This is a genomic window from Rathayibacter sp. AY1D1 (assembly GCF_002932635.1).
In the GTDB taxonomy this organism is placed as follows: Bacteria; Actinomycetota; Actinomycetes; order Actinomycetales; family Microbacteriaceae; genus Rathayibacter.
Genome location: NZ_PSVY01000004.1, coordinates 12,890 through 37,688, shown reverse-complemented (window position 1 = coordinate 37,688; position 24,799 = coordinate 12,890). Strand labels below are relative to the sequence as shown.

The following is a 24,799-nucleotide window of genomic DNA, read 5'->3' as shown; positions in this document are numbered from 1 at the left end:
GTCGTGCAGGCGTCGAGCCGCGATGCCCGGCCGATCCTCGGCGATGGAGGGCCGCTCGGGCCGGGCGTCCCCGTAAACTGCCGGAATGGCGGAGTTCAGCGCGAGTGTTTTCCAGAACGAGTTCCTCTCGGACGGCGCCACCGACGTGCACGCCATCGTCACGGTGACCGCGTCCGGCACGGGGGTCGCCGGGTCCGACGGGGCCGCGGCCGAGATCATCATCGTGGACTGCTCCGGATCGATGACCGGCGAGAACATGACGGCCGCGAAGCGCGCCGCCGCCGTGGCCGTCGACCAGATCCTGGACGGCACCTTCTTCGCCGTCGTGGCCGGGTCCGAGCGCGCCGACCGCGCCTTCCCGTACCCCAACGCCACCGTCTCGATGGTGCGGATGGAGCCGGGGGCGCGAGCCGCGGCGAAGGAGGCGATCGGCTACCTCCAGGCCGACGGCGGCACCGCGATGGGTACCTGGCTGACCCTCGCCCGCCAGCTGTTCGCGACCGTGCCGGAGGCGACGCAGAGGCACGCGATCCTCCTCACCGACGGCAAGAACGAGCACGAGTCGCGGATGCAGCTGGACGCGGCGATCCGCGCGGCGTCGGGCGACTTCCAGTGCGACGTGCGCGGCGTCGGCTCCCGCTGGATCGTCGAGGAGGCGCGCACCATCGCGAGCGCCCTGCTGGGCACCGTGGGCCTGATCGCGAACCCGGCCGACATGGCGGCCGACTTCGAGTCGCTGATGCGGGCGTCGATGGGCCGGGGAGTCGCCAACGGTGAGCTCCGCGTCTGGACTCCGCAGGGCGCGCAGCTGCTCTTCGTCCGCCAGGTCGCGCCGAACCTCGAGGACCTCAGCTCCCGGCGGAACGCCGTGAACCCGCTCACCGGCGCCTACCCGACCGGCGCCTGGGGCGACGAGTCGCGGGAGTACCACGTGGCGGTCCGGGTCGCGTCGAAGCCGGTCGGCTCGGAGCAGCTCGCCGCGCGGGTGCAGCTCAGCGTGCGCGACGAGGTGGTCGCCTCCGCCCTGGTGAAGGCGCGCTGGACGGACGACTCCGCCCTGACCGCCCGCATCGACCCCGCCGTCGCCCACTACACCGGCCAGACCGAGCTCGCCTCCGCGATCCAGGACGGGCTCGCGGCCAAGGCGCGGGGCGACGAGGCGACCGCCACGGTCAAGCTCGGGCGGGCGGTGCAGCTCGCCTCCGTCACCGGGAACGACGAGGCGACCGCGAAGCTGCGGAAGGTCGTCGAGATCGACAACCCGAACGAGGGCACCGTGCGGCTCAAGCGCGGCGTGGACCGCCTCGACGAGATGGCGCTGGACACCGCGTCGACCAAGACCACGCGGGTGCGCAAGTGAGCTTCCGCTGCCCCGAGGGGCACACCTCGCAGTCCGGCGACTACTGCGACGTCTGCGGGGCGCCCATCGGTGCCGCTGCGGCCCCGTCGCCCGCTCCCGCCGCGCCGACCACCGCGATCCCGACCGGTCCCTCGGTCTGCCCGCACTGCTCGTTCCCCAACGAGCCCGGCGCCCTGTTCTGCGAGAACTGCGGCTACGACTTCACGACCGGCTCCCTCCCCGAGGCCGATCCGTTCACCTCCTCCGGCGCCGTCCGCGCTCCGGGCGAGGTCGGCGGCTCCGCGACGCCGTCGGGGGACCCGGCCCAGCACCTGGGCGAGGCGCCCGCGCCGCAGGCCGATCCCGCGGCTCCGACCGAGCTGGTCCCGGAGCAGGAGGCCGGCTTCGACACCCCCGTCGCGACCGCGCCGCCCGCAGCTCCGCCGACCGAGGTGATCCCGGAGGCCCCTGCACCCGAGGCCGCAGCCCCCGACGCGGCACCCGGGGCCTCAGCGTCGGAGGAGGAGGCCGCGTCCGCGCCTGCCACCGGCTCCGCCCGCCCCGCCTCCGCCTCCGCGGACCCGGACCGCCCGTGGATCGCCGAGCTCTGGGTCGACCCGGAGTGGTACGCCGAGCAGCGCGCTGACGACCCGATGCCCTCGCCCGGCCCGCCCGCGACCGTCGTCCTCCGCGAGCGCACCCTGCTCGTCGGCCGCCCGTCCGTCTCCCGCGGCATCTCGCCGCAGGTGGACTGCGGCTCCGACTCCGGTGTTTCGCGGCGCCACTGCCAGCTGAGCACCGACGGCTACCGCTGGTGGGTCGAGGATCTGCAGTCGGCGAACGGCACGTACCTCGCCCCGGCCGGGGCTCCGCTCCCGCAGTCGCCGATCGCCGCCGGTCAGCGCCGCGAGGTCGAGGAGGGCGATCGGATCTACGTGGGCGCCTGGACGCGGATCGTGCTCCGTCCCGCGTTCCCCGGCGAGGCCTAGGGCCCCGCGCCCGGTCGGTCAGCGACCGGCGAGCGCTCCGAGCATCCACGACAGCGCCGCGATCGCGCCGACGCCGACCACGCTCGAGCCGATGATCACGGAGCGCCGGATCCGTGCCGCGCGCGAGTCCGAGGCGGTCGGCGCGCCCGAAGCCGAGCCCGTCGTCATCCCGCCGCGGAGCCGGTGCGCGACCTCGTCGGCGGTCGGCCGCTTCTCCGGGTCCCTCTGTGTCATCGAGGTCAGCAGCGCCCGCCACTCCGCCGGCAGGGCGTCGGGCACGGAGGGGCTGCGGTGGAGGCGGGCGATCGCCGCCTCGAGGACGGTGCCCGAGTACTCCCGGTGACCGGTGATCGCCTCGAGGAGGACCAGGCCGAGGGAGAAGACGTCGCTCGCTCCGCTGATCGGCTCGCCCGCGACCTGCTCCGGGCTGACGAAGCTCGCGGTGCCGATCACGACGCCGTCGCTGGTGAGGCGGGAGCCGTCCATGAAGTGGGCCACGCCGAAGTCGGTGAGCTTGGCGGTGCGGGTGTAGCCGCTGGAGGCGACCTCGCTGACCAGGATGTTCGCGGGCTTCACGTCGCGGTGCACGACGCCGCGCTCGTGCAGGTAGGCCAGGGCCTCCGCGAGCTGTGTGCCGATCGCCGCGACCTCCGCCGCCGGGAGGGGGCCGGACTCGAGCCGCGCCTCCATCGTGGGGTCGGCGACGAGCTCCATCACGACGTAGCGGCGGACCTCGCCGCCGAAGTTGTGCAGCCCCGCGTCGAAGAGGTTGACGATGCCGGGGTGGGCGAAGGAGCTCAGCATCCGCACCTCGCGCTCCTGGCGGGCCACGTCCTCGGGGTTCGAGGCCTCCGCGCGGAACACCTTCACGGCGACCTCGCGCTGCACGGTCTCGTCGCGGGCCCGGTAGACCGAGCCCATCCCGCCGGAGCCGATGCGCTCGATCAGGTAGTAGCGGCCGGCCACCTTCTGCTGGGCGGCGTTCGCGGCGACGGTACTCATGGCGATCCCGCCTTCCGCTCGAACGGTGCGCTCCGGAGCGCACGAGGTGGGCGCCTGCGACGACGGTACCGCGGGGCGGCGCCGGCCGGGTCGGCGGAACGGGGGGATTGACACTCCCGGCCCCGGACGGGGGGACGAATGGCCGCTCAGTGCACCGATCGGCATCCCCCGCCGCGGGGTCAGCGGAGGCCGCTGCGCGCGAAGCCCTGCACGAAGTAGCGCTGGAACACCAGGAACAGCACCACCATCGGCACGACGTTCACCAGGGCGAACGCCATGGTCGCTCCGTAGTCGCTGCCGAACTGCCCCTGGAGGAAGAGCAGCCCAATCGGGAGCGTGAACAGCGCGTTCTCCTTCAGGGCGATGAGCGGCCAGGCGAAGTCGTTCCAGGAGCCGAGCAGCGACATGAAGAAGAGCACGGCGATGAGCGGCTTCGAGAGGGGGAGGACGATGGCCGTGAACACGCGGAAGTGCCCGGCGCCGTCGATCCGGGCCGCCTCGATCAGGTCCCGCGGGATCGCGAGGATGAACTGCCGCGCCAGGAACAGCCCGAACGCCGACGCCGCCGTCGGCAGGATCACCGCCCAGTAGCTCCCGTAGAGGCCGAGGTCGGTGACGAGCCGGAACAGCGCCACCATGATCACCTGCACGGGCAGGGTGAGCGTCGACAGGGCCAGGAGGAAGAGCACGCCGGATCCGCGGAACCGCAGCTGCGCGAAGGCGTAGCCGCCGAGCAGGTTGATCGTCACGGTGATCAGGGCGGTGACCAGGCTGATCGCGAGGGAGTTGCCGAACCAGGTCGCCACGGGGAACGACGAGAACACCCGCTCGAAGTTCACCAGCGTCAGCTCGCGCGGCCAGAGGCGGAGGGTGCCGCCGAGCAGCTCGGACCGCGAGGAGAACGCGACGACGACCATCCAGTACAGCGGGAAGACGATGACCACCGAGACACCGAGGGCGAGGGCGAGGCGGAGCAGGCGCGAGGTGCGCGACGTGCGGATCATTCGACGAGGTCCCTCGAGCGGTTGGTGCGCCACTGCACCGCGGTGAAGATCATGGTCAGGATCAGCAGCACGATGCCGATGGCCGCGGCGTAGCCCTGGTCGCGGGTGACGAACCCGGTGTCGTAGGCGTAGGTCACGAGCACCGAGGTCGCGTTCTGCGGTCCGCCGCCGGTGAGCACGAAGACGATGTCGAACACTTGGAACGAGTAGATGACGTTGAGGATGAGCAGGAAGAACGACGACGGGCCGACCAGCGGCAGCGTCACGTGGCGGAACTGCTGCCACGCGTTCGCTCCGTCGAGCCGGGCCGCCTCGTAGAGCGCCGGGTTCACCCCCTGCAGCCCCGCCAGGTAGATCAGCATGTTGAAGCCGGTGCGCCACCACAGGGTGACGAGCACCACGGAGGCGAAGGCCGCCGCTCCGCCGGACTGCCAGGCGATGCGGGGGAGGCCGATCGTCTGGAGCATGCCGTCGAGCACGCCGCTGTTCTCGTCGAAGATCAGCACGCCCATCAGCGCCGTCGCCACTCCGGAGACCGCCATCGGCAGGATGAGGATGCTGCGGAACACCGGCCGCGCGGGCAGCACCGAGTTCATCAGCACCGCCGCGCCGAGGCCCAGCGCCATCGAGAGCGGGGTCACGATCAGGGTGAACAGCGCCGTGTTCAACGTCGAGCGCCAGAAGAGGCCGTCGCCGAGCAGCCGCGCGTAGTTGTCGAGTCCGACGAAGACGCCGTCGCCGAAGCCGTTCGTGCGCTGGAAGCCGATCAGGAACGCGCCGCCCAGGGGGACGAACACGAACAGGCCGAGCATCAGCAGGTTCGGCGCGAGGAACGCGTAGGCGGCCGCCGTCTCGCGGGCGGGGGCGCGGGAGGTGCGCCGGGGGCGGGCGGTCACCGCCTCCGGCGCGAGGACCGACCGGCTCACTGCGTCGCGGCCGCGATGCCGGAGGTGAGGCCGGCGATGGTGTCCTCGGTGCTGCGCCCGCCGACGAAGGCCTGCTCCAGCTGCTCCTTGAGCACCGTGATGATCGCGGCCATGTCGGGCGAGGCGACCTGCGCCGAGTCGGACGCCTGGACGGTGCCCGCCTGGCCGAGGAACACCTCGGCGAGCTCGGGGCGCACGGCGAACTCGATGCCCGACTCCGTGAGGTCGCGACGGGTGGGGAGGAGGGAGGCGCCGGCGCAGAAGTCGCGCATCGCCTCCTCCTCCGTCACGAACGCGAGGAAGGAGGCGGCCAGCTCCGGGTTCTTCGCGGCCTTGGTCGCGACGAGGGCGTTGCCGCCGAAGTCGCCGCCTCCGCGCACGTTGCGCGGGGAGTAGGTGGCGCCCCACTCGAAGTCGAGGGTGGAGTCGGCGTCGGGGATGAGGAACGCGCCGGCGAAGGTCATCGCGGTGGTCTGCGAGTACCAGAGGTCGCTGGCGTAGGTGGTCGCTTGCACGGAGCTGCTCGGCGGCACGAGGCCGTCGGTGAAGAAGCTGCGGCTGAAGTCGATCGCGGCGCGGCCGGCGGCGGAGTCGATCGCGGGCCCGGACAGGTCCTCGGTGAGGAAGCGGCCGTCGGCCTGGAAGAGCAGGCTCAGCCAGCGGGTGACGCCGTTGCCCTGCCAGTTGTAGGCGAAGGGGTAGCGCTCGGCGGGGAGCGAGGCGCGCAGCTTCCGCCCGACCTCGGTGAACTCCTCCCAGGTCCACGCCTCCTCGGGCGAGGAGGGGAAGGAGGTGACGCCCGCGTCGGCCAGCACCTGCGTGTTGTAGAGGATCAGCGAGGTGTCGGTGTGGTGGGGGACGCCGAAGGGGCTCCCGCCGCTCTGCACCGCGGCCCAGGCCGGATCGGTGAACCGCTCGGCGACGTCGGAGTCGAGGAAGCCCGACAGGTCCAGGAGCTGGTCGCGGCCGGCGTAGCTGCCGAACGTGTAGTACGGGACCCGGAAGACGTCCGGCGGGTTCCCCGCCTGCAGCTGCGCGTCGATGTTGGTGAACATCTGCTCGTACGGGACCGCGTTGAGGGTCACGGTGGCGCCGGCGTTCGCCGTCTGGAACGCGTCGATCGCGCGCTGGAAGCCGGCCAGCTCGGCGTCGGTGCCCCAGGTGGTGAAGGTGAGGGTGTCGCTGCCGGCGCTCGCCGCGGGGCCCGCGGGGGCGAAGCCGCAGCCGGAGAGGACCGGGACGGAGGCGGCGACGCCGAGCGCTCCGAGGAAGCGGCGGCGGTCGAGGACCGCGCGTCCGAGCTGCGAGAGGTCGAGAGCCCCCGCGGGGAGCCCCTTGCTGGTCAGGCCCATGACGGCCTCCTTCCGGGGGCCAGCGGCAGGCTCCCGGGGGCAGGCTATTCCGGCAGGGCCGCGGGTATCGCGGCTGGACGGATCGGCCGATCCATGAGAGGAGCGGCCGATCCGCGCGGCGGGCGTTCAGCCGCGGCGGCCGAGCATCCCCTCGAACGAGCCGTCGAGCGCCCACGGGTCGGGCGCGGAGCCCGAGCGGGAGGAGCGGGCGGCTTGATCGGCCAGCTCGCGTCCGGCGCGCTCGATGCGCGAGGGCAGCGCCCGTCCGTCCTCGGTCGCGCCGCCCCAGTCGTCCGTCGCCGCGAACACGGTGGTCGCGAGGGGCGCCGCGTGCAGGTAGGTGAAGAGCGGGCGCATCGCGTAGTCGACGGCCAGGGAGTGGCGTGGGGACCCGCCCGTGGCCGCCAGCAGCACGGGCAGACCGCGCAGCGCCTCCGTGTCGAGCACGTCGACGAACGACTTGAAGAGCCCGCTGTAGCTGGTGGTGAAGATCGGCGTCACGGCGATCAGGCCGTCGGCGCCGGCGACCGCGTCGAGCGCGGTCTGCAGAGCGGGGCTCGCGAAGCCGGTGAGGAGGTTGTTCGTGACGTCGTGCGCGAGGTCGCGCAGCTCCACGACGCTCCGCTCGACGGCGAAGCCCTGCTCGGTGAGGGAGGACTCGGCGGCGTCGGCCAGGCGGTCGGCGAGCAGCCGGGTCGAGGACGGCTGGCTGAGGCCGGCCGAGAGGACGGTGATCCTGCGGGTGTCCATGGAGAGCTCCTGACTAGACGGTGACGGGCTCGGCCGCGGGCTGCGCGTCGCGCGCGGCCACGAGGGAGGCGTGGGTGGGGGCGTCGGGCACGTGCGAGGGGCGGCCCTCGGCGAAGCCCGCGCGGAGGGCGGGGAGGATCTCGCCGAGCATGTCCATCTGCTCCAGGACGGTCTTCAGCGGGAGTCCCGCGTGGTCCATCAGGAAGAGCTGGCGCTGGTAGTCGCCGACGTACTCGCGGAAGCCGAGGGTGCGGTCGATGATCTGCTGCGGGGAGCCGACGGTGAGCGGGGTCTGCTCCGTGAAGTCCTCGAGCGAGGGACCGTGGCCGTAGACGGGGGCGTTGTCGAAGTAGGGGCGGAACTGCGAGACCGCGTCCTGCGAGTTCTTCGCCAGGAAGATCTGCCCGCCGAGGCCGACTATCGCCTGGTCGGCGGTCCCGTGGCCGTAGTGCTCGAAGCGCTGGCGGTAGAGCTGCACCATCTTCTGGGTGTGCGAGGCGGGCCAGAAGATGTGGTTCGCGAAGAAGCCGTCGCCGTAGTAGGCGGCCTGCTCGGCGATCTGCGGGGAGCGGATCGATCCGTGCCACACGAACGGCGCGACACCGTCGAGGGGGCGCGGGGTCGACTGGAAGCCCTGGAGGGGAGTGCGGAACTGGCCCTCCCAGTCGACGAAGTCCTCGGTCCACAGGCGGTGCAGCAGGTCGTAGTTCTCGATCGTCAGCTCGATGCCGCGGCGGATGTCCTTGCCGAACCACGGGTAGACGGGGCCGGTGTTGCCGCGGCCGAGCATCAGGTCGACGCGGCCGCCGGCGAGGTGCTGGAGCATCGCGTAGTCCTCGGCGAGCTTCACGGGGTCGTTCGTGGTGATGAGGGCCATCGCGGTGGAGAGCGTGATCCTCTCGGTCTTCGCCGCGAGGTAGCCGAGCGTGGTGGTGGGGGAGGAGGACCAGAACGGCGGGTTGTGGTGCTCGCCCAGGGCGAAGACGTCGAGGCCGATCTCCTCCGCCTTCAGCGCGATCGCGAGGGTCGCCTGGATCTTCTCGGACTCGGACGGGGTCCGTCCGGTCGTGGGGTCGGTCGTGATGTCGCTGACCGTGAAGATGCCGAACTGCATCAGGCGCTCCTTCTGTCCTCCGGCCCGGTGGGGCCTGGTCCATGCGTTTGCATGTACATCCCCATTCAACCACGTGCGGCCGGATCTATTCCCGAGGATCCCCGGGCCTCCGCCGGGCTATCGCAGGACGGCGGAGGCGCCGTGCCCGGACGTCGCCGACCCGCCCCGCTCGCCCCGCGGCCGCCCGAAACATCCCCGCAATACGCCCCGCACTAGAGTCGTGCCATGGGTGACCTCTTCGACGGATACGGGTCCCAGAAGGTCGAGCGGCCCGACACGGGCGCCACCCCCTGGGACGAGATGTTCGCCGACGTGGCGTCGACCGGAGGCCCCGACGGGGTCCGCGGCGCCTACCGCGACATCTACTCCTCGCTCGCGCGGATGACCCAGGAGGAGCTGCGCGGCCGCACCGACGCGCTCGCCTCCTCCTACCTCGCGCAGGGCGTCACCTTCGACTTCGCGGGGGAGGAGCGGCCGTTCCCCCTCGACGCCGTCCCCCGGGTGATCGAGCGCGCCGAGTGGAACGAGGTGCAGACCGGCATCAAGCAGCGGGTCCGTGCTCTCGAGGCGTTCCTCGCCGACGTCTACGGCCCGCAGAACGCCGTGGCCGACGGCGTCATCCCCGCCGGGCTGATCTCGAGCTCGAGCCACTTCCACCGGCAGGCCGCGGGCATCGTCCCCGCGAACGGCGTGCGGATCCAGGTGTCCGGGATCGACCTGATCCGCGATGAGAAGGGCGGCTGGCGGGTACTCGAGGACAACGTCCGCGTGCCCTCCGGCGTCTCCTACGTCATCTCGAACCGCCGGGTGATGGCGCAGACGCTGCCCGAGCTGTTCGTCTCGATGCGGGTGCGCCCGGTCGGCGACTACCCGAACAAGCTGCTGCAGGCCCTCCGCGCCTCCGCCCCCGAGGGCGTCGACGACCCGACCGTGGTCGTGCTCACCCCGGGCGTCTACAACTCCGCCTACTTCGAGCACACCCTCCTCGCCCGCCTCATGGGCGTCGAGCTGGTCGAGGGCCGCGACCTGTTCTGCACGGGCGGCAAGGTGTTCATGCGCACCACCTCCGGCCCGACCCGGGTCGACGTGATCTACCGCCGCGTGGACGACGAGTTCCTCGATCCGCTGCAGTTCCGCGCCGACTCGATGCTCGGCTCGCCCGGGCTGATGCTCGCGGCCCGGCTCGGGAACGTCACGATCGCCAACGCGGTCGGCAACGGCGTCGCCGACGACAAGCTCGTCTACACCTACCTGCCCGACCTCATCCGCTACTACCTCTCGGAGGAGCCGGTGATCAAGAACGTCGACACGTGGCGGCTCGAGGATCCGGGAGCGCTCGAGGAGGTGCTCGACCGCCTCGACGAGCTCGTCGTGAAGCCGGTCGACGGCTCCGGCGGCAAGGGCCTGGTCGTCGGGCCGGCCGCCTCGGCGAAGGAGCTCGCGGAGCTGCGCTCCCGCCTCCAGGCCGACCCGCGCGGCTGGATCGCGCAGCCGGTCGTGCAGCTCTCCACCATCCCCACCCTCGTCGACGACGGGATGCGCCCCCGGCACGCCGACCTGCGGCCCTTCGCCGTGAACGACGGCACCGACGTCTGGGTGCTGCCCGGCGGCCTGACCCGCGTCGCGCTCCCGGAGGGGCAGCTCGTCGTCAACTCGTCGCAGGGCGGCGGATCGAAGGACACCTGGGTGGTCGGCCTCGAGGAGGCGCGCAGCGCCGAGCCCGAGGCGCGCGACATCCAGGCGCTCGTCGCCGAGCAGGCCGCTGTCACCAGCTCCATCCCGATCGTCTACCCGCTCAACCACACGCCCGACCACTCGCCGCAGGACGCGCCGAACACCGACCAGGACCAGCAGCAGCAGCAGACGCTCGCGGCGGGGGAGGACGACTGATGCTCTCCCGGATCGCCGAGTCGCTGTTCTGGATCGGCCGCTACATCGAGCGGTCCGACGGCACCGCCCGCATCCTCGACGTCCACCTCCAGCTCCTGCTCGAGGACCCGTGGATCGACGAGGACACGGCCTGCCGCTCGCTCCTGTCGGTGATGGGCTCGACCCCGCCGGACGACATGCGCGAGATCACCCGCGCCGACGTGCTGGCGATCCTCGCGATCGACCGCACGAACCCCGCCTCGATCGCCTACTCGCTCGGCGCGGCCCGCGAGAACGCCCGCCGGGCGCGCGAGATCGTCTCGACCGAGCTCTGGGAGTGCCTCAACACCACGCGCACCCGGATGCCGCGCCGCGTCTCGGGCGAGCGGGTGTCGGAGTTCTTCAGCTGGGTGAGGGAGCGCTCCGCCCTCGCCGTCGGCATCATCGAGTCGGCGACCTCGCGCGACGAGGCCTGGCAGTTCTTCACCCTCGGCCGCTCGATCGAGCGCGCCGACATGACCGCCCGCCTGCTCGCCACCCGCTCGCTGACCGAGGCGAGCGGCCCCTCCTGGACCACGATCCTCCGCTCCTGCGGCGCCTACGAGGCGTACCTGCGCACCTACCGGGGCGTGCCGAGCGCGCGGAACGCTGCCGAGTTCCTCCTCCTGGACCGGCTGTTCCCGCGCTCGATCCTCTTCTCGGTCTCGCGGGCGGAGGCGTGCATGCGCGACATCGAGCCGCGCACCGGCCGCATCGGCCACTCCGGCGACGCGCAGCGCGTCCTCGGGCGGATCCGCAGCGAGCTGGAGTTCCGGCCGATCACCGACATCCTCGAGGACCTGCCGCGGCACATGGACAGCGTGCAGGAGGCGACCTCGGCCGCGTCCGAGGCGATCCGCCAGCGGTACTTCCCCACCAACGTCATGCCGAGCTGGATCGGGGAGGCGCTGTGAGCAGGCTGCGCATCAGGCACACCACGGGCTTCACCTACGCGGGGGACGTGGTCGCGTCCTACAACGAGGCGCGGATGCTCCCCGCCTCCTCGGACGGGCAGCTGGTGCTGTTCTCGAACCTCGACATCAGGCCGGTGACCTCGGTGCACGCCTACACCGACTACTGGGGCACCCGCGTCTCATCGTTCGACGTGCTCGACGCCCACCGCGAGCTCTCGCTAACGGCGACCTCGCTCGTCGAGATCCGGCCGAAGCAGCACCCCGACCACCCGACCGGGTGGGATCAGCTGTCCGAGCAGGTCGAGACGCGCACCGAGTACGTGGAGCAATCGAAGCAGACCCACCGCACCGCGCCGCCGGAGGACCTCGCGGCGATGGCGCGCTCGCTCGCGGACGAGGCGGCCGGCCCGTGCGAGGCCGCGCTCACGATCGCCGAGACGATCGGCCGGGCGATGACCTACCGGCAGGGCGTCACCGGCGTGCACTCCACCGCGACGGAGTCGTGGACCGCGCGCGAGGGCGTCTGCCAGGACATCACGCACATCGTCCTCGGGGCGCTGCGCTCGGTGGGCATCCCGGCGCGCTACGTCTCGGGCTACCTGCACCCCAAGCCGCACGCCGAGATCGGCGAGACCGTGGTGGGGGAGTCCCACGCGTGGGTCGAGTGGTTCTGCGGAGGAGCCTGGCGCGGCTACGACCCGACGAACCTGATCGACATCGGCGACCGCCACGTCATCGTCGGCCGCGGCCGCGACTACAACGACATCGCGCCGCTGCGCGGGGTGTTCGCCGGGCCCCGCTCGTCGAAGCTCTTCGTCCGCGTCGAGATCACCCGCGAGGCCTGAGGGCGGGCGGCGGTCGCGCCCGGCGTCGGGGGCGGCCCGTCGAGCGGGCTGTCCGCGGAGCCGCCCCGTCGAGCGGGCTGTCCACGGATCCGCTCCGGCGCGCGGACCGGCTGACGGAGCCTAGGCGCGGGGGCGCAGCAGGGGGACACCGCCGGTGGCGGGAAGGGCCTCCGGCTCGGGGGCCGCGAGCCGGGCGGCGCGGCGCAGGCGGAGGTGGAAGGCGAGTCCGATGGCGGCCGCCGCGATTCCGGAGGCGGCGCCGACCAGCATCGCCTGGCGCGGGCCGTAGGCGTTCGCGACCCAGCCGATCAGCGGTGCGCCGATCGGGGTGCCGCCGACGAAGATGGCCATGTACAGCGCCATGACCCGGCCCCGCATCTCGGGGGCGGTCGAGAGCTGCACGTAGCCGTTGGCCGAGGTCATCAGCGTCTGCGCCGCGATGCCGACGAAGGGGAGCAGGATCGCGAACGCCCAGACCGTCGGCATGACGCCGGCCAGCGCGAGCGCGACGCCGAACGCGGCGGAGGCGCCGACGATGAGCCGGAGCCTCGGGCGGTCGCGGCGTGCCGAGAGGAGCGCCCCCAGCACCGAGCCGACGGCGATCGCGGAGGAGAGGAGGCCGAACTCGCTCGCCCCCATGTCGAACTCGACGGTCGCCATCGTCGAGGCGAAGATCGGGAAGTTCAGGCCGAAGGTGCCGATCAGGAACACGATCGCGAGCACCACGAGGATGTCCGGCCGCTTCGACACGTAGCGGAACCCCTCCAGCAGCGCACCCGGGCCGCGCGTGGCGCGCGGGGCGCTGCGGAGCTGGTCGCGGTGGAGTGCGCGCAGCGAGAGCAGGACGGCGAGGAAGCTCGCGGCGTTGAGGAGGAAGACCCAGCCGGAGCCGACCGCGGCGATGAGCACGCCCGCGAGGGCCGGTCCGATCATCCGCGCCGAGTTGAAGGAGGCCGAGTTCAGCGAGACGGCGTTGGTGAGGTCGCGCTCCTCGACCAGCGCCGAGACGAACGTCTGGCGCACGGGCGCGTCGATCGCCGCGGCGAAGCCGAGCAGCAGAGCGAAGAGGTAGACCATCCAGAGCTGGACGACCCCGGTCACGACGATGAGTCCCAGGCCGAGCCCGAGCGCGCCCATCGCGCCCTGGGTGGCCATCAGGAGCTTCCGCCGGTCGAAGCGGTCGGCGATGAAGCCGGAGAAGGGGACCATCACGAGCTGCGGTCCGAACTGCAGTGCCATGGTCACGCCGAGCGCCGTCGCGTCGTGGTCGGTCAGGTCGTTGATCACGATCCAGTCCTGGGCCGTCCGCTGCATCCAGGTGCCGACGTTCGAGACCATCGCGCCCGCGAACCAGATGCGGTAGTTCGGCACGGCGAGGGAGCGGAACATCGCGCTCATCGGTCGGCCACCGCGCGCAGGACCGCCGCCGCGTCGTGGAGCAGGCGCAGGTCCTCGGGAGGGAGCTCCTCGAGGCGCGCCACGAGCCACGCGTCGCGGCTGCGGCGCACGTCGAGCACCAGTGCGGTGCCGGCCCCGGTGGGGCGGATGCGGGTGACGCGGCCGTCGGCGGGGTCGGCGAGGCGCTCCGCGAGTCCTTCGTCGACCAGGCAGCCGACCGTGCGGGTCATCGAGGGCGGGCGGACCCGCTCCGCCTCGGCCAGCTCGCCGAGGGTCTTGGCGCCCTCGCGGTGCAGGAGTGCGAGCACGCTGAACTGCGGATCGCTGAGCTCGTGCTGGGCCTTCTCCTGCCGGAGCCGCCGTCCGAGCCGGCCGACCGCTGCCCGCACCTCGCCCGCGAGGGAGGTCAGCGGGAGATCGGTCTGCAGGGTCTCGGTCGATGGCACATAGTTAGCCTAACAAAAGAACTGCCGCTCAGGCGGAGGTCCGCGCGGTCCGCACCGCTCCGATGCTCGCGGCGACCACGAGCGCGATCCCGACGGCCTCGACGGCGCTGAGGCGCTGACCGAGCACGAGGAAGCCCGAGAGCGCGGCCGCCCCGGGGGAGAGCGACATCAGGATCGAGAATGTGGAGGAGCGCAGGCGCCGCAGCGCCAGCAGCTCCAGCGCATAGGGCACCGCGGAGGAGAGCACCGCGACGGCGAGCCCGAGGAGCAGCACCGGCGGCACCACCAGGGCGGGTCCGGCGGAGGCGATGCCGAACGGCAGCGACACGATCGCGCCGGCCGCCAGCGCCAGCGCGAGCCCGTCGATCCCCTGGAACCGCCCGCCGGTGCGGCCGGCGAAGACGATGTACGCGGCCCAGAGCACAGCGGCCCCCAGCGCGAAGCCGACGCCGACCGGGTCCAGCGCCGAGAACCCGCCCTGCGACAGGGTCACCACTCCGGCCAGCGCGAGCACCGCCCAGACCAGGCTCAGCACGCTCCTCCCGGCGATCACCGAGAGCGTCAGCGGCCCGAGCACCTCGAGGGTGACGGCGGCGCCCTGCGGGATCCGGGCGATGGCCTCGTAGTAGCAGGCGTTCATCCCGCCGAGGGCGAGACCGTAGGCGGCGACGGTGGCCCAGTCGCTCCGGCTGTGGCCGCGCAGCCGCGGACGGCAGACCAGGAGCAGAACGACGGCCGAGAACACCAGCCGGAGCGTGACGGTGCCGATCGGCCCCGCGGCGGGGAAGAGCAGCACGGCGAAGGAGGCGCCCAGCTGCACGCTCGCGACCGACCCGAGCACCAGGCCGATCGAGCCCGCGCTCGCCGGGCGCCGCTCCGGAGCGGCCGCTGCGCTCAGCTGGAGCGCCGCTGCGTCTGGACAGGCGGGACGTTGTAGCCGAGCAGGCCGACGCCGGTCGCGTCCCAGCGCAGCGTGGTCAGCGAGACGTTGTCGACCACCGGGAAGGTGTGCCGGTACGTCTCCGGGTTGATGCCGAGGTAGGCGCACAGCAGGAGGCGGATGAGCGTGCCGTGCGCGACGACGAGCACGCGGCCGTCCGGGTGCTCGCGGTGGATGCGGGCGAGCGAGGTGTTCGCGCGGGCGACGGCGTCGAGGCCGGACTCGCCGCCGGGCATCGGCTGGATGGCCGGCGCCGCGACCCACGCGTGGTACTCGTCCGGGAAGCGCTTCTCCATCTCGTCGGTGGTCAGCCCCTCGCCGCGGCCGAAGTCGACCTCGACCAGGGCCGGGTCGGGCTGCAGCTCGAGGTGGGCCGCCCGCGCGGCGGGCACGGCGGTGCGCACGGCCCGGACCAGGGTGGAGGAGTACACCGCCTCGAGGTCGGCGTCGACGGCCCAGGCGGCCAGAGTCGCCGCCTGGTCCTGGCCCCGGGGGGTCAGCGCGATGTCGGAGGAGCCCGCGAAGCGGTTCTCGGAGTGCCAGACAGTCTCTCCGTGTCGGGCGAGGATCAGGGTCGTCACCCCCTGAGCCTACCGACCGCGCGGGCCCGCGGGCCCCGCGCTCAGGCGGCGGGGACGCCGTAGTGCGCGTCGACCATCACCGGGAGGTGGTCCGAGACGCCCTGGGGCAGCGTGGAGACCCGCTCGATCCGCACGGAGTCGCTGATCGCGAAGTCGAAGTGGCCGCTGAAGTAGCGGTAGCGCGCGTAGGTGGGGGAGTCGCTCCGCGAGACCAGGTAGCCGTTCCGGGTCATCCGGCGGTCGAGTCCGCGGAAGAACCACGGGTAGTTGTAGTCGCCGACCATCAGGGAGGGGGTGTCCGGCGCGTACTCGCGCAGCCGGTTGAGCGCCTCGTCGATCTGCTTGCGGCGCAGGGCGTTGCCGGCCGAGAGCGGAGCGGCGTGGAAGGACGAGACGGCGATCGATCCGCCGTCGCGGTCATCGAGGCGGACGGCCAGCAGGCGCTCGTGGGCGGGGGACATCACGCGGTCGTGCATGGACTTGCTGAGCTCGAACGCGGCGCTTCCGGAGAGCTCGAAGCGGTCCTGCGAGTAGTAGACGGCCAGGCCCAGGCGGTTGCGGGCCGTGACGGACGCGAGCCGGAGCGAGCCCACCTCCTGCGGCAGCTTCGTGGTGTCGCACTCCTGCAGGCACAGCACGTCGATGTCGTGGCGGGCGGCGAGGGGGGCGATCTCGGCGTGCGCTCGGTGCTCCCGGAGGTTGTAGGAGATCACGCGGAGGGCGCGTTCGGTCGGCTGCATTTCGCCAGTGTAGGGCGCGCCGCCCGAGCGCCGGCCGACCCTCCGGCGAACACGGAGGGACCTCCTCGGAACGCGGTCGGAACGTTCGCCGACCGGCCGGGGAGGTCCCTCGCGGAGCCGTGTCAGTGCTGCTCGGTGCCCGAGGCGTCGGTCTCGGCGTCGGTGCCGTGGACGCCGTCGGTGGGGCCCCAGTCGGGCAGCGGGGGGTTCTGCTCCTCGCCGTCGGCGCCGACGCCGTCGGCCAGGGGTGAGGCCGCGCCGCCGACCTCGTCGAGGCCCGCGGAGGTGCCGGTCTCGGTGGCGGGGTCGGGCGTGCGCGCGCCGTCGGTCGTGCGGGCGCCGTCGGTCGTGTCGGTGGGGGTGGGCTCGATGTCGTAGTCGGAGCTGCTCATGTACAGAAGCTACGACTCCGCCGCCCGCGGGGGCACCCCCTTGCGCTCCCGCGAACGACGGAGGCCCCCCGCACCGGGAAGGTGCGAGGGGCCTCCGAAGGGGGAGTGCTCAGCGTCCGTAGGCGGAGGCGGCGGGGCAGTCGAACGGGTCGCCGCCGGCCGACAGGCCGACCTTGTTGAGGTAGCGGACGACGATCGCGTACGACTCCATCAACGAGGTCTCGGTGTAGGGGATCTGGTGGGTGGTGCAGTACTCCTTGGCGATGACCTGCGCACGGCGCAGCGCCGGGCGGGGCATGTTCGGGAAGAGGTGGTGCTCCACCTGGTAGTTGAGGCCGCCCATGTAGAGGTCGGTGAACCAGGTGCTGCGGATGCTGCGCGAGGTGAGGACCTGGCGGCGGAGGAAGTCGACGCGCGCCTCCTTCGGCAGCAGCGGCATGCCCTTGTGGTTCGGCGCGAACGAGGCGCCCATGTAGAGGCCGAAGACGCCCAGCTGCACGCCGACGAAGGCGAACGCCATGCCGAGGGGGAGGGCCCAGAAGACGACGGCGAGGTAGAGGCCGACGCGGGTGACGAGCATGGTGATCTCGACCCAGCGCTTGTCGACCTTGCCCTTGCCGAACACGGTGCGGAAGCCGTGCAGGTGCAGGTTGAGGCCCTCGAGCAGCAGGAGCGGGAAGAACGCGTAGCCCTGGCGGCGGGTGAGCCAGGCGTAGAGGCCGCGCGAGCGGGCCGCGTCCTCGGCGGTGAAGGAGACGACGTCGCGCTCGATGTCCGGGTCCTTGCCCAGCACGTTCGGGTTCGCGTGGTGGCGGCTGTGCTTGGTCATCCACCAGGAGTAGCTGATGCCGACGAAGAGGTTCGCGAGGGTGCGGCCGGCGACGTCGTTGGCCCTGCCGGACTCGAACACCTGGCGGTGCGAGGCCTCGTGGGCGAGGAAGGCGAACTGGGTCAGCACGATGCCGAGGGCGGCGGCGAGCAGGAGCTGGAACCAGGAGTCGCCCAGCAGGACGAAGCCGGTGACGATGCCGCCGAGCGCGAGGACCAGCGCGCCGAACATCGTGTAGTAGAAGCCGGTGCGGCGGCGGAGGAGCCCCGCGTCGCGGACCGTGCTGAGGAGACCGGAGTACTCGGTCGTCGGGTTGACGCGGCCGTCGGCGCGGGGGCGGGTGCGGACGACGCGGGGGGCGCCTCCGGTGACGGACGTGGTGGTGGGGGTGCTCATCGGCGCCTCGCTCTTCGTGGTGACCGTCGGCGTCGACGGTCTCTCGGTGAGCGATCCCGACGGGGGCGGTCCGCTCATGGTTCACCGCGTCGGTAGGGGCCGGACGCGGCATCAGGGCGACCGGGGTCAAGGGCAACCTGGTGTGAACACTACGGGGACGGCGGCGGCACCGCACCATGGCGATTGCCAGCCTTCGCTCCGCGCGTGTCGGGAAGGGGAGTGCGCCTCCGGCGGGACCGCCGGAGGCGCACGGGCTCAGGAGCCGATCGAGTCCTGCGGGCGGCCGGACTTGAGCGCGGCGAGGCGCGCCTCCACCTCGGTCATCTCGCCGAGGTCCTCGAGCGACTCGAACTGCGCGTCCAGGCTCGAGGAGGCGAGCTCCTCCGCGCCGCGGACGCGCGCCTCCTCGCGGCGGATCTTCTGCTCGAAGCGGCTCACCTCGCTCGTCGGGTCCATCAGGTCGATGCTCTTCACGGCGTCCTGGACCTGGCTCTGCGCCTCGACGGTCTTCGAGCGCGCGATCAGCTCGTCGCGCTTGCTCGAGAGCTGCTGCAGCTTCTCGCGCATCTGGTTCAGGCCCGACTTGAGCTTGTCGACGACCTCGGTCTGCGAGGCGATGGTCGGCTCGGCGTCCTTCGCCTCCTTCTCGGACTGGATCTGGCGCTGCAGAGCGACCTTGGCCAGCGCGTCGAACTTGTCGGCGTCGCCGGCGCTCCCGCCGGTGCGCAGCTCGTCGGCCTTGCGGCTCGCGGCGAGGGCCTTGCCGCCCCACTCCTGGGCGTTCTGCACGTCCTCGCGGTAGTCGTCCTCGAGCAGGCGCAGGTTGCCGATCGTGGTGGCGATCGCCGCCTCGGCGTCGCGGATGCTGTCGGTGTAGTCGCGGACCATCTGGTCGAGCATCTTCTGCGGGTCCTCGGCCTGGTCGAGGAGCGCGTTGATGTTGGCCTTCGCGAGCTGCGCGATGCGGCCGAAGATCGACTGTCTCTGAGCCATGGGTGTCTCTCCTTGCGTCGTGGGTGGTGCCGGATGTCGGAGGTGGTGCCGGAGTCGTGGGGGAGGTGGTGGTCGTCGGTCCTGCGCGGATGCCCGGGGGCGCTCAGAAGCGCCCGCCGCCGCCGCGGCGTCCGCCTCCGCCGCTGCTGCGCCCGCCGCCGAAGCCGCCGCCGCCGGAGCGCCGGGACGAGCCGCCGCCGCCGAAGCCGCCGCTGAACCCGCCTCCGCCGAAGCCGCCCGAGCGGTAGCCGCTGCGGCGTCCGCCTCCCAGGAGCGACTCGACCAGGATCCCGCCGAGGAACGCGCCGGTCGTGTCGCCTCCGTAGGGGCTGCCGACGGCGTTCGGGGCGGAGTAGGCGCCGGCGTCGGCCCGCGCCCGCTCGAGCGCCTGCTGGGCGAGCTGCGAAGCGCGCTGGGCGGAGGCGAGAGCCTCGCGGGGGTCGGTGGCGGCGATGCGCTCGGCGTACTCGGCCGAGCGGGCGGCCTCGGCGACGCGGGTGCGCGCCTCCGAGCCGACCGCGCCGCGGCGGGCCGCGATGAAGTCCTCGGCGGCCGAGACGCGGCTGCGGGCGGAGGTGAGCTCGGCGCCGAGGGCGGCCCGCTCGCGCTCGCGCTGGGCCTGCGCGTCGCGGAACCCGCCGACGGCGGCGTCGATCGTGGCGTCGGCGGCGGTGAGCGCCTCGAGCAGGGCGAGCGGGTCGTTCGGCCGCACGGAGGCGGCGCGCTCGACGTCGTCGAGGGCGGCCTCGGTCGAGGCGACCGCTGCGGCGACGTTCTGCGCCTGAGCGGCGGACTCCGCGTCCTGGGAGGCGGCGAGCGCTCGCCCCTGCGCCACGTCGGCGCGGATCTCGGCGATGCGGCCGGCGAGCGACGCCTCCGCCTTCTGCAGCTCGTCGCCGCGCGTCGCCACCGCGTCGACGAGCCCGGAGGCCTGCTCGGCGGCCTGCTGCCCGGCGCGCAGCAGCACGGCGGCGCGGCCGGAGTCGCCGGCCTGCAGCGCCTGCTGGGCGCCGGCGAGCTGGTCGCGGGTGAAGCGGAGTCGGTCCTCGGCCTGGTCGGCGTCGTCGCCCACGTCGTCGATCGCGGTCGGCGCGTAGCGGGAGGCGAGCTCGGCGAGGCGGGCGCGGGCCGACGGGAGGCGGTCGCCGACCTCGGCGGCGCGAGCCGAGAGCGCGGCGGCGACCTGCGGCGCGTTCTTCTCGAGGTCGCGCAGCTCCTCGAACGCACTCGCGCGCTCGTCGAGCGTCTGCTCGGCGTCGGCGCAGAGCTGGAGGATGCGCTGGTAGCCGTCGCGGCGCTCCTGATCGGTCTCCGGCTCGGCGTCGTCGAGGCGCTGCTGCAGGGTGAAGGCCTCGCCGAGCAGGCGCTTCGCGGTGACGAGCGCCTCGCGGAACGCGCCGGTCGCGTCGGCGCCGAACTGCGCCTCCGCGAAGCCGACCTCCTGCTCGCTGGTGCGGACGGCGTCGTCGGCGTGGACGAGGGCCGATCCGGCACGGGTGGCGAGCTCGTCGATCGAGGCCTCCACCGCCTCCTGGGCGCGGCGCTTCCGCGCGCGGCGGACGAGCAGCAGCACCACGAGGCCGACCACGACGAGGGCCGCGAGCACGCCGAGCGCGATCAGCAGCCCCGAGCCGAGGGACTCGCCGGCGCTGGGCGCGTCGAGGCGCTGCCCGATCCCGTCGGCGGCGGCCACCGCGGCTCCGGCCCAGTCGCCGTCGGCGAGCCTCGGCTCGATGTCGTCGGACTGGAGCGAGGAGACCTGCGCGTCGTCGAGGGCGAAGCCCTGCGCGACCGACACCTGGTACTGACGGGCGTCGACCGCGACGGCCAGGAGGACGTCGTCGGTGCCCAGTCCGTTGCGGGTCGCGGTCTCGTCCGCCCACGCTACGCGGTCGGACGGATCGGTGAAGGAGTCGACGAAGGCGACGAACAGCTGCACGCGGTGCTGGTCGTAGAGGGCCCGCGAGGCCTGCTCGATCTCGGTGGTCTCTCCGGAGCTCAGCACTCCGACCGAGTCGAGGACGGTGGAGGAGGAGAAGGAGACGGGCGATTCGGCCAGCGCCGCGGTCGCGGGGACCAGCGCGAGGACCGCGGCGATCAGGAGGGCCGCGAGCGCCGGCAGCCGCCGGGAGCTCACGGGGTGGTGGGGTCTCGCCGGCATCGCGCACACTCCTTCGTCGTCGCCTCCCGAGTGTAGACAGCCCGGGTGTCCGAGCAGGAGTCGGGAGGCGGCAGGCCGTCGACCGCGTGCCCGGGGCGCGGGGGATGGGAGAACGCCGGGAGGAGGAATGACCGTGCTCCGCTCGCGGTTGCCGCCCGGAGTGCGCCGCAGGTGCACGTGCCTCCCCCCCTCAGGGCAGCCCCCTGAGACAGCTCCGTAGAAAGGCGATCCCGTGGATCCGTTCTCCCCCCTCACCGCCGGCGACCTCGACCTCCCCAACCGCATCGTCCTGGCACCGATGACGCGACTGCGCTCCGACGAGCAGGGCGTGCCCGGCGCGATCGTCGCCGAGTACTACGCCCAGCGCGCGAGCATGGGCCTGCTGATCAGCGAGGGCGTCTTCCCCAGCGCCGAGTCCAAGGGCTACGCCGGGCAGCCCGGCATCGAGACCGACGCGCAGGCCGCGGGCTGGCGCGCCGTCGCCGACGCCGTGCACGCCGCGGGCGGGCGCATCGTCATGCAGCTGATGAACGCGGGCCGCGTCTCACACACCGAGATCACCGGCACCGACCGCATCGTCGCCCCGAGCGCCGTCGCCATCGACGGAGAGGTGCACACCCCCTCCGGCAAGAAGCCCTTCCCGGTGCCGCACGCGCTGACCACCGAGGAGCTGGCGACCGTCCGCGACGAGTTCGTCGCCGCCGCCCGCCGCGCGATCGACGCCGGCTTCGACGGAGTCGAGGTGCACGGCGCCAACGGCTACCTGCTGCACGAGTTCCTCTCGCCCGTCTCCAACGTGCGCACCGACCAGTACGGCGGGACCCCGGCCGAGCGCGCCGCGTTCCCGCTCGAGGTCACCCGCGCGATCGTCGACGAGGTCGGAGCGGGCCGCGTCGGCATCCGCCTCTCGCCGGCCCACAACATCCAGGACGTCGTCGAGACCGACGCCGACGACGTGTGTGCCACCTACGAGGCCGTCGTCGACGGGCTCGCCCCGCTCGGCCTGGCCTACCTCAGCGTCCTGCACGCCGAGCCCGCCGGCGAGCTGGTCCAGGACCTCCGCTCGCGCTTCGACGGCGTCTTCATCGCCAACAGCGGCTTCGGCTCGCCGACCAGCCGCGAGGAGGCGACCGAGCTGATCAGCGAGGGCCACGCCGACGCCGTGGCCGTCGGCCGCCCGGCGATCGCCAACCCCGACCTGGTCGAGCGCTGGCAGGGCGGGCACCCCGAGAACGAGGTCGTCCAGGAGACGGTCTACGGCGGAGGAGCCGAGGGCTACACCGACTACGAGCCCCTCTCGGCGTAGTCGCGACGCACGCTGAAGGCCCGCTCCCTCGAGGGGGAGCGGGCCTTCCGCGTACCGGGGGGATCAGCTCTCGCTGCCCCGGCTCTTCAGCTCGGACTCGATGCGGGCGTCCTGCTCGGGCGAGAGCTCGTGGTCCTCGTCCTCCGGGCCGGCCGTCTCGCCGACGCGGCCCTCGCCGAGGGCGTGGATCGAGGTGATCTCGTCCTCGAGCGCGGCGTCGCGGTCGTGCTCGCTCACGAGCCGGTCTCGATCTCCCCGGCGGAGACGGCCTCGGCGTACTTGCGGAGGTCCGGGCCGGGCTCGAAGTCGATGAAGCGGTCCTTGAGGCGCGCGTTCAGCTCCGCGAACACGTCCTCCCAGGGCTCGCCCTTCTTGCTCGTCGCGAGGTCGAGCACCGCCTCGCGGAGGACCCTGTCCGAGTCCTCGAGGATCTTGTCGCGGGCTTCGTCGTTCCAGCGGATGTCCTGTGCGTCCATGCTCCGACCGTAGGCGCGGGGCCGGGGCGCCCCAAGGACTTGCGGGCGGGGGGCGGGAGGCGTAGGAGCCCCGCCGCTCCGCGCTCAGGAGAGCGCCGGCAGCACCTCGCGCTCGAACAGCTCGATGCCGGACCGGTCGTAGGCGGCGTCCGGGAAGTAGAGGATGCCGTAGTCCATCCCGCGCGACTGCATGCCGGCGAGCCGGTCGACGATCTGCGAGGGAGTGCCGACCGCGAGCGCGTCGGGGCTGCGGTACTCGGCGACGAAGGACGCCGCTCCCTCCGCGCCGAGGTACGGGACCACGCGCTCCTCGAGACGCTGCAGCGCCGCCTCGACCTCCGCCTCCGTCTCGCCGATCACGACGTTGTAGTTCGAGCTCCGGGTGATTGCCGAGAAGTCGGTGCCCAGGCGCTCGCAGTGCCCGCGGAGGACCGAGCTCTTGTGGTCGAACGCCTCCGGGGTCCCGGCGAAGTTCGTGTACTGCGCGTACTGGGCCGCGATCCGCAGCGTGACCTTCTCGCCGCCGCCGGCGACCCACAGCGGGATGCCGCCCTCCTGCAGGGGCAGCGGCCGGTTCTGCGCGCCGTCCACCTGGTAGTAGCGGCCGTCGAGGGTCGCGGACCCGGTCGTCCAGGCCTGCTGCAGGATCTGCACGCCCTCGTCGAGCCGGCCCAGCCGCTCGGCGATCGGCGGGAAGCCGTAGCCGTACGCGCGCCACTCGTGCTCGTACCAGCCGCCGCCGATGCCCATCTCGACCCGCCCGCCCGAGACGATGTCGACGGTCGTCGCGACCTTGGCGAGGTAGGCGGGGTTCCGGTAGCCCATGCAGGTGCACATCTGGCCCAGCCGCACGCGCGACGTGGTGGCGCCGAACGCGCTCATCAGCGACCACGCCTCGTGCGTCGCCTCCTCCGTCACCTGCGGGACGGTGTGGAAGTGGTCGTAGACCCAGATCGACTCCCAGGCGCCGTCGTCGGCGTGCCGGGCGAGGTCGCTCATGGTGCGCCACTGGTCGGCGGCCGGGACGCCGACGAGGTCGTGGCGCCAGCCCTGGGGGATGAAGAGTCCGAATCGCATGCCGCCGACCCTAGGGCGGCCCGCCCCCGAGGTCGAGGGGGTCGCGGTGCTCGCGTACGCTTCCGACCGATGCTGACCTTCACAGAGGATCTCGGACTCCCCGTCCTCGCGCTGATGATCCTCGCCGCCTTCGCGGCCGGCTGGATCGACGCGGTCGTGGGCGGCGGCGGCCTCCTCCAGCTCCCGGCCCTGCTCCTCGTGCCGGGGATCTCGCCCGTGCAGGCGCTCGCCACGAACAAGCTGGCCTCGATCTTCGGCACGACCACCAGCGCGATCACCTACTACCGGCGCGCGAAGCCCGATCTGCGAACCGCGCTGCCGATGGCGGCGGTCGCCCTCGCGGGCAGCTACGGAGGCGCGACGCTCGCCGGCCTCCTCCCGGCCGCGGTGTTCAAGCCGATCATCGTCGTCGCGCTGATCGTGGTCGCCGTCGTGACGATCGCCCGCCCGGCACTGGGCAGCGTCACGGTGCTCAAGCACGCGGGCCGGCGCCACCTCGTCACGGCGGCCGTGCTGGGACTCCTGATCGGCTTCTACGACGGCCTGATCGGACCGGGCACCGGCACCTTCCTGATCATCGCCCTGATCACCGCGCTGGGCTACGACTTCCTGCTCGCCAGCGCCAAGGCGAAGATCGTCAACGTCGCGACCAACCTCGGCGCCCTGCTCTACTTCGTGCCGGGCGGGCACGTGATCTGGCTGCTGGGCCTCCTGATGGGCGCCGCCAACGTGGCGGGCGCGTACCTCGGCTCGCGGATGGCCGTCGCTCGTGGCAGCCGCTTCATCCGGGTCGCGTTCCTCGTCGTGGTCGGCGCCCTCATCCTCAAGGTCGGCTCCGACGTCTGGACCGAGAACCTGGCGCCGCTGCTGCGCTAGCGCGGGCTGCGGGACCGAGCCGCGGAACGAGGACGGGACCCCCGC

The 24,799-nt window shown here is 72.8% G+C and carries 25 protein-coding genes; 7 read left to right on the top strand and 18 right to left on the bottom strand.

The features are described from left to right. The first annotated feature begins 85 nt into the window (after positions 1-85). Positions 86-1,360 carry a VWA domain-containing protein gene (locus tag C5C56_RS04175; protein ID WP_104238603.1) on the top strand — a complete coding sequence of 425 codons (1,275 nt, stop codon included), beginning with the start codon at positions 86-88 and terminating at the stop codon, positions 1,358-1,360. Then, a complete protein-coding gene (locus C5C56_RS04170) occupies positions 1,357-2,328 on the top strand; it encodes an FHA domain-containing protein (protein ID WP_104246875.1) in 972 nt (323 codons plus the stop codon). The genes C5C56_RS04175 and C5C56_RS04170 overlap by 4 nt, the downstream gene beginning before the upstream one ends. Before the next feature lie 18 nt (positions 2,329-2,346). Here the strand turns inward: C5C56_RS04170 and C5C56_RS04165 are convergent, their stop codons facing one another. The 6 genes from C5C56_RS04165 to C5C56_RS04140 form a co-directional block, all read right to left on the bottom strand. Further along, positions 2,347-3,330, bottom strand: coding sequence for a serine/threonine-protein kinase (locus C5C56_RS04165; RefSeq protein ID WP_181027112.1), 984 nt, complete (start codon positions 3,328-3,330; stop codon positions 2,347-2,349). A gap of 179 nt (positions 3,331-3,509) precedes the next feature. Further along, positions 3,510-4,334: a carbohydrate ABC transporter permease gene (locus C5C56_RS04160; RefSeq protein ID WP_104223846.1), complete on the bottom strand. Its 825-nt coding sequence runs from the start codon at positions 4,332-4,334 to the stop codon at positions 3,510-3,512. Continuing rightward, the gene (locus tag C5C56_RS04155) at positions 4,331-5,260 is read right to left on the bottom strand and encodes a carbohydrate ABC transporter permease (RefSeq protein WP_258063347.1); all 930 of its coding nucleotides are present in this window, start codon (positions 5,258-5,260) and stop codon (positions 4,331-4,333) included. The genes C5C56_RS04160 and C5C56_RS04155 overlap by 4 nt, the downstream gene beginning before the upstream one ends. Then, positions 5,257-6,612: a sugar ABC transporter substrate-binding protein gene (locus C5C56_RS04150; RefSeq protein ID WP_104246873.1), complete on the bottom strand. Its 1,356-nt coding sequence runs from the start codon at positions 6,610-6,612 to the stop codon at positions 5,257-5,259. The genes C5C56_RS04155 and C5C56_RS04150 overlap by 4 nt, the downstream gene beginning before the upstream one ends. A gap of 126 nt (positions 6,613-6,738) precedes the next feature. Continuing rightward, positions 6,739-7,362: an FMN reductase gene (locus tag C5C56_RS04145; protein ID WP_104226199.1), complete on the bottom strand. Its 624-nt coding sequence runs from the start codon at positions 7,360-7,362 to the stop codon at positions 6,739-6,741. A gap of 13 nt (positions 7,363-7,375) precedes the next feature. Next, positions 7,376-8,476 carry an LLM class flavin-dependent oxidoreductase gene (locus C5C56_RS04140; RefSeq protein WP_104223849.1) on the bottom strand — a complete coding sequence of 367 codons (1,101 nt, stop codon included), beginning with the start codon at positions 8,474-8,476 and terminating at the stop codon, positions 7,376-7,378. A gap of 225 nt (positions 8,477-8,701) precedes the next feature. Here C5C56_RS04140 and C5C56_RS04135 point away from each other — a divergent pair, with 225 nt between their 5' ends. The 3 genes from C5C56_RS04135 to C5C56_RS04125 are packed head-to-tail and all read left to right on the top strand — an operon-like array spanning position 8,702 to position 12,143. After that, positions 8,702-10,366: a circularly permuted type 2 ATP-grasp protein gene (locus C5C56_RS04135; protein WP_104226201.1), complete on the top strand. Its 1,665-nt coding sequence runs from the start codon at positions 8,702-8,704 to the stop codon at positions 10,364-10,366. After that, on the top strand, positions 10,366-11,298 hold the full coding sequence (locus C5C56_RS04130) for an alpha-E domain-containing protein (RefSeq protein WP_104223851.1): 933 nt from the start codon (positions 10,366-10,368) through the stop codon (positions 11,296-11,298). Before C5C56_RS04135 ends, C5C56_RS04130 begins: the two co-directional genes overlap by 1 nt. Beyond that, the gene (locus tag C5C56_RS04125; RefSeq protein WP_104223852.1) at positions 11,295-12,143 is read left to right on the top strand and encodes a transglutaminase family protein; all 849 of its coding nucleotides are present in this window, start codon (positions 11,295-11,297) and stop codon (positions 12,141-12,143) included. The genes C5C56_RS04130 and C5C56_RS04125 overlap by 4 nt, the downstream gene beginning before the upstream one ends. Before the next feature lie 120 nt (positions 12,144-12,263). On the opposite strand, the gene C5C56_RS04120 is transcribed toward C5C56_RS04125, so the two are convergent. The 9 genes from C5C56_RS04120 to C5C56_RS04080 form a co-directional block, all read right to left on the bottom strand. After that, the gene (locus C5C56_RS04120; RefSeq protein ID WP_104246866.1) at positions 12,264-13,541 is read right to left on the bottom strand and encodes an MFS transporter; all 1,278 of its coding nucleotides are present in this window, start codon (positions 13,539-13,541) and stop codon (positions 12,264-12,266) included. After that, positions 13,538-13,987 (bottom strand): MarR family winged helix-turn-helix transcriptional regulator, encoded by a 450-nt coding sequence (locus tag C5C56_RS04115; RefSeq protein ID WP_258063346.1) that lies wholly within the window; start codon positions 13,985-13,987, stop codon positions 13,538-13,540. The genes C5C56_RS04120 and C5C56_RS04115 overlap by 4 nt, the downstream gene beginning before the upstream one ends. Positions 13,988-14,015: 28 nt before the next feature. Continuing rightward, complete coding sequence (locus C5C56_RS04110) at positions 14,016-14,828, bottom strand: DMT family transporter (RefSeq protein WP_244230592.1); 813 nt, start codon at positions 14,826-14,828, stop codon at positions 14,016-14,018. A 53-nt stretch (positions 14,829-14,881) separates the two neighbouring features. Next, positions 14,882-15,508: a histidine phosphatase family protein gene (locus C5C56_RS04105; protein WP_104223854.1), complete on the bottom strand. Its 627-nt coding sequence runs from the start codon at positions 15,506-15,508 to the stop codon at positions 14,882-14,884. A 41-nt stretch (positions 15,509-15,549) separates the two neighbouring features. Further along, positions 15,550-16,248 carry an endonuclease/exonuclease/phosphatase family protein gene (locus tag C5C56_RS04100; RefSeq protein WP_104223855.1) on the bottom strand — a complete coding sequence of 233 codons (699 nt, stop codon included), beginning with the start codon at positions 16,246-16,248 and terminating at the stop codon, positions 15,550-15,552. A gap of 122 nt (positions 16,249-16,370) precedes the next feature. Next, positions 16,371-16,640 carry a hypothetical protein gene (locus C5C56_RS04095; protein WP_104288687.1) on the bottom strand — a complete coding sequence of 90 codons (270 nt, stop codon included), beginning with the start codon at positions 16,638-16,640 and terminating at the stop codon, positions 16,371-16,373. A 109-nt stretch (positions 16,641-16,749) separates the two neighbouring features. Beyond that, entirely contained in the window at positions 16,750-17,865 is a 1,116-nt protein-coding gene (locus C5C56_RS04090) for an acyl-CoA desaturase (RefSeq protein WP_104261457.1), read from the bottom strand. Between the two features lie 255 nt (positions 17,866-18,120). Then, a complete protein-coding gene (locus C5C56_RS04085; RefSeq protein ID WP_104223858.1) occupies positions 18,121-18,858 on the bottom strand; it encodes a PspA/IM30 family protein in 738 nt (245 codons plus the stop codon). A gap of 103 nt (positions 18,859-18,961) precedes the next feature. Further along, positions 18,962-21,019 carry a TPM domain-containing protein gene (locus tag C5C56_RS04080; RefSeq protein WP_104288686.1) on the bottom strand — a complete coding sequence of 686 codons (2,058 nt, stop codon included), beginning with the start codon at positions 21,017-21,019 and terminating at the stop codon, positions 18,962-18,964. A gap of 232 nt (positions 21,020-21,251) precedes the next feature. Here C5C56_RS04080 and C5C56_RS04075 point away from each other — a divergent pair, with 232 nt between their 5' ends. Then, a complete protein-coding gene (locus tag C5C56_RS04075) occupies positions 21,252-22,325 on the top strand; it encodes an alkene reductase (protein ID WP_104288685.1) in 1,074 nt (357 codons plus the stop codon). Positions 22,326-22,388: 63 nt separating this feature from the next. On the opposite strand, the gene C5C56_RS17725 is transcribed toward C5C56_RS04075, so the two are convergent. From C5C56_RS17725 to C5C56_RS04065, 3 genes are all read right to left on the bottom strand, one after another. Then, positions 22,389-22,562, bottom strand: a complete 174-nt coding sequence (locus C5C56_RS17725) for a hypothetical protein (protein ID WP_160035225.1) — start codon at positions 22,560-22,562, stop codon at positions 22,389-22,391. Next, the gene (locus C5C56_RS04070; protein ID WP_068251275.1) at positions 22,559-22,801 is read right to left on the bottom strand and encodes a hypothetical protein; all 243 of its coding nucleotides are present in this window, start codon (positions 22,799-22,801) and stop codon (positions 22,559-22,561) included. Before C5C56_RS04070 ends, C5C56_RS17725 begins: the two co-directional genes overlap by 4 nt. Positions 22,802-22,885: 84 nt before the next feature. Then, on the bottom strand, positions 22,886-23,878 hold the full coding sequence (locus C5C56_RS04065; RefSeq protein ID WP_104223861.1) for an LLM class F420-dependent oxidoreductase: 993 nt from the start codon (positions 23,876-23,878) through the stop codon (positions 22,886-22,888). 69 nt (positions 23,879-23,947) lie between these two features. Between C5C56_RS04065 and C5C56_RS04060 the strand changes: the two genes are divergently transcribed. Next, positions 23,948-24,754, top strand: coding sequence for a TSUP family transporter (locus C5C56_RS04060; protein ID WP_104223862.1), 807 nt, complete (start codon positions 23,948-23,950; stop codon positions 24,752-24,754). Positions 24,755-24,799 lie beyond the last annotated feature (45 nt).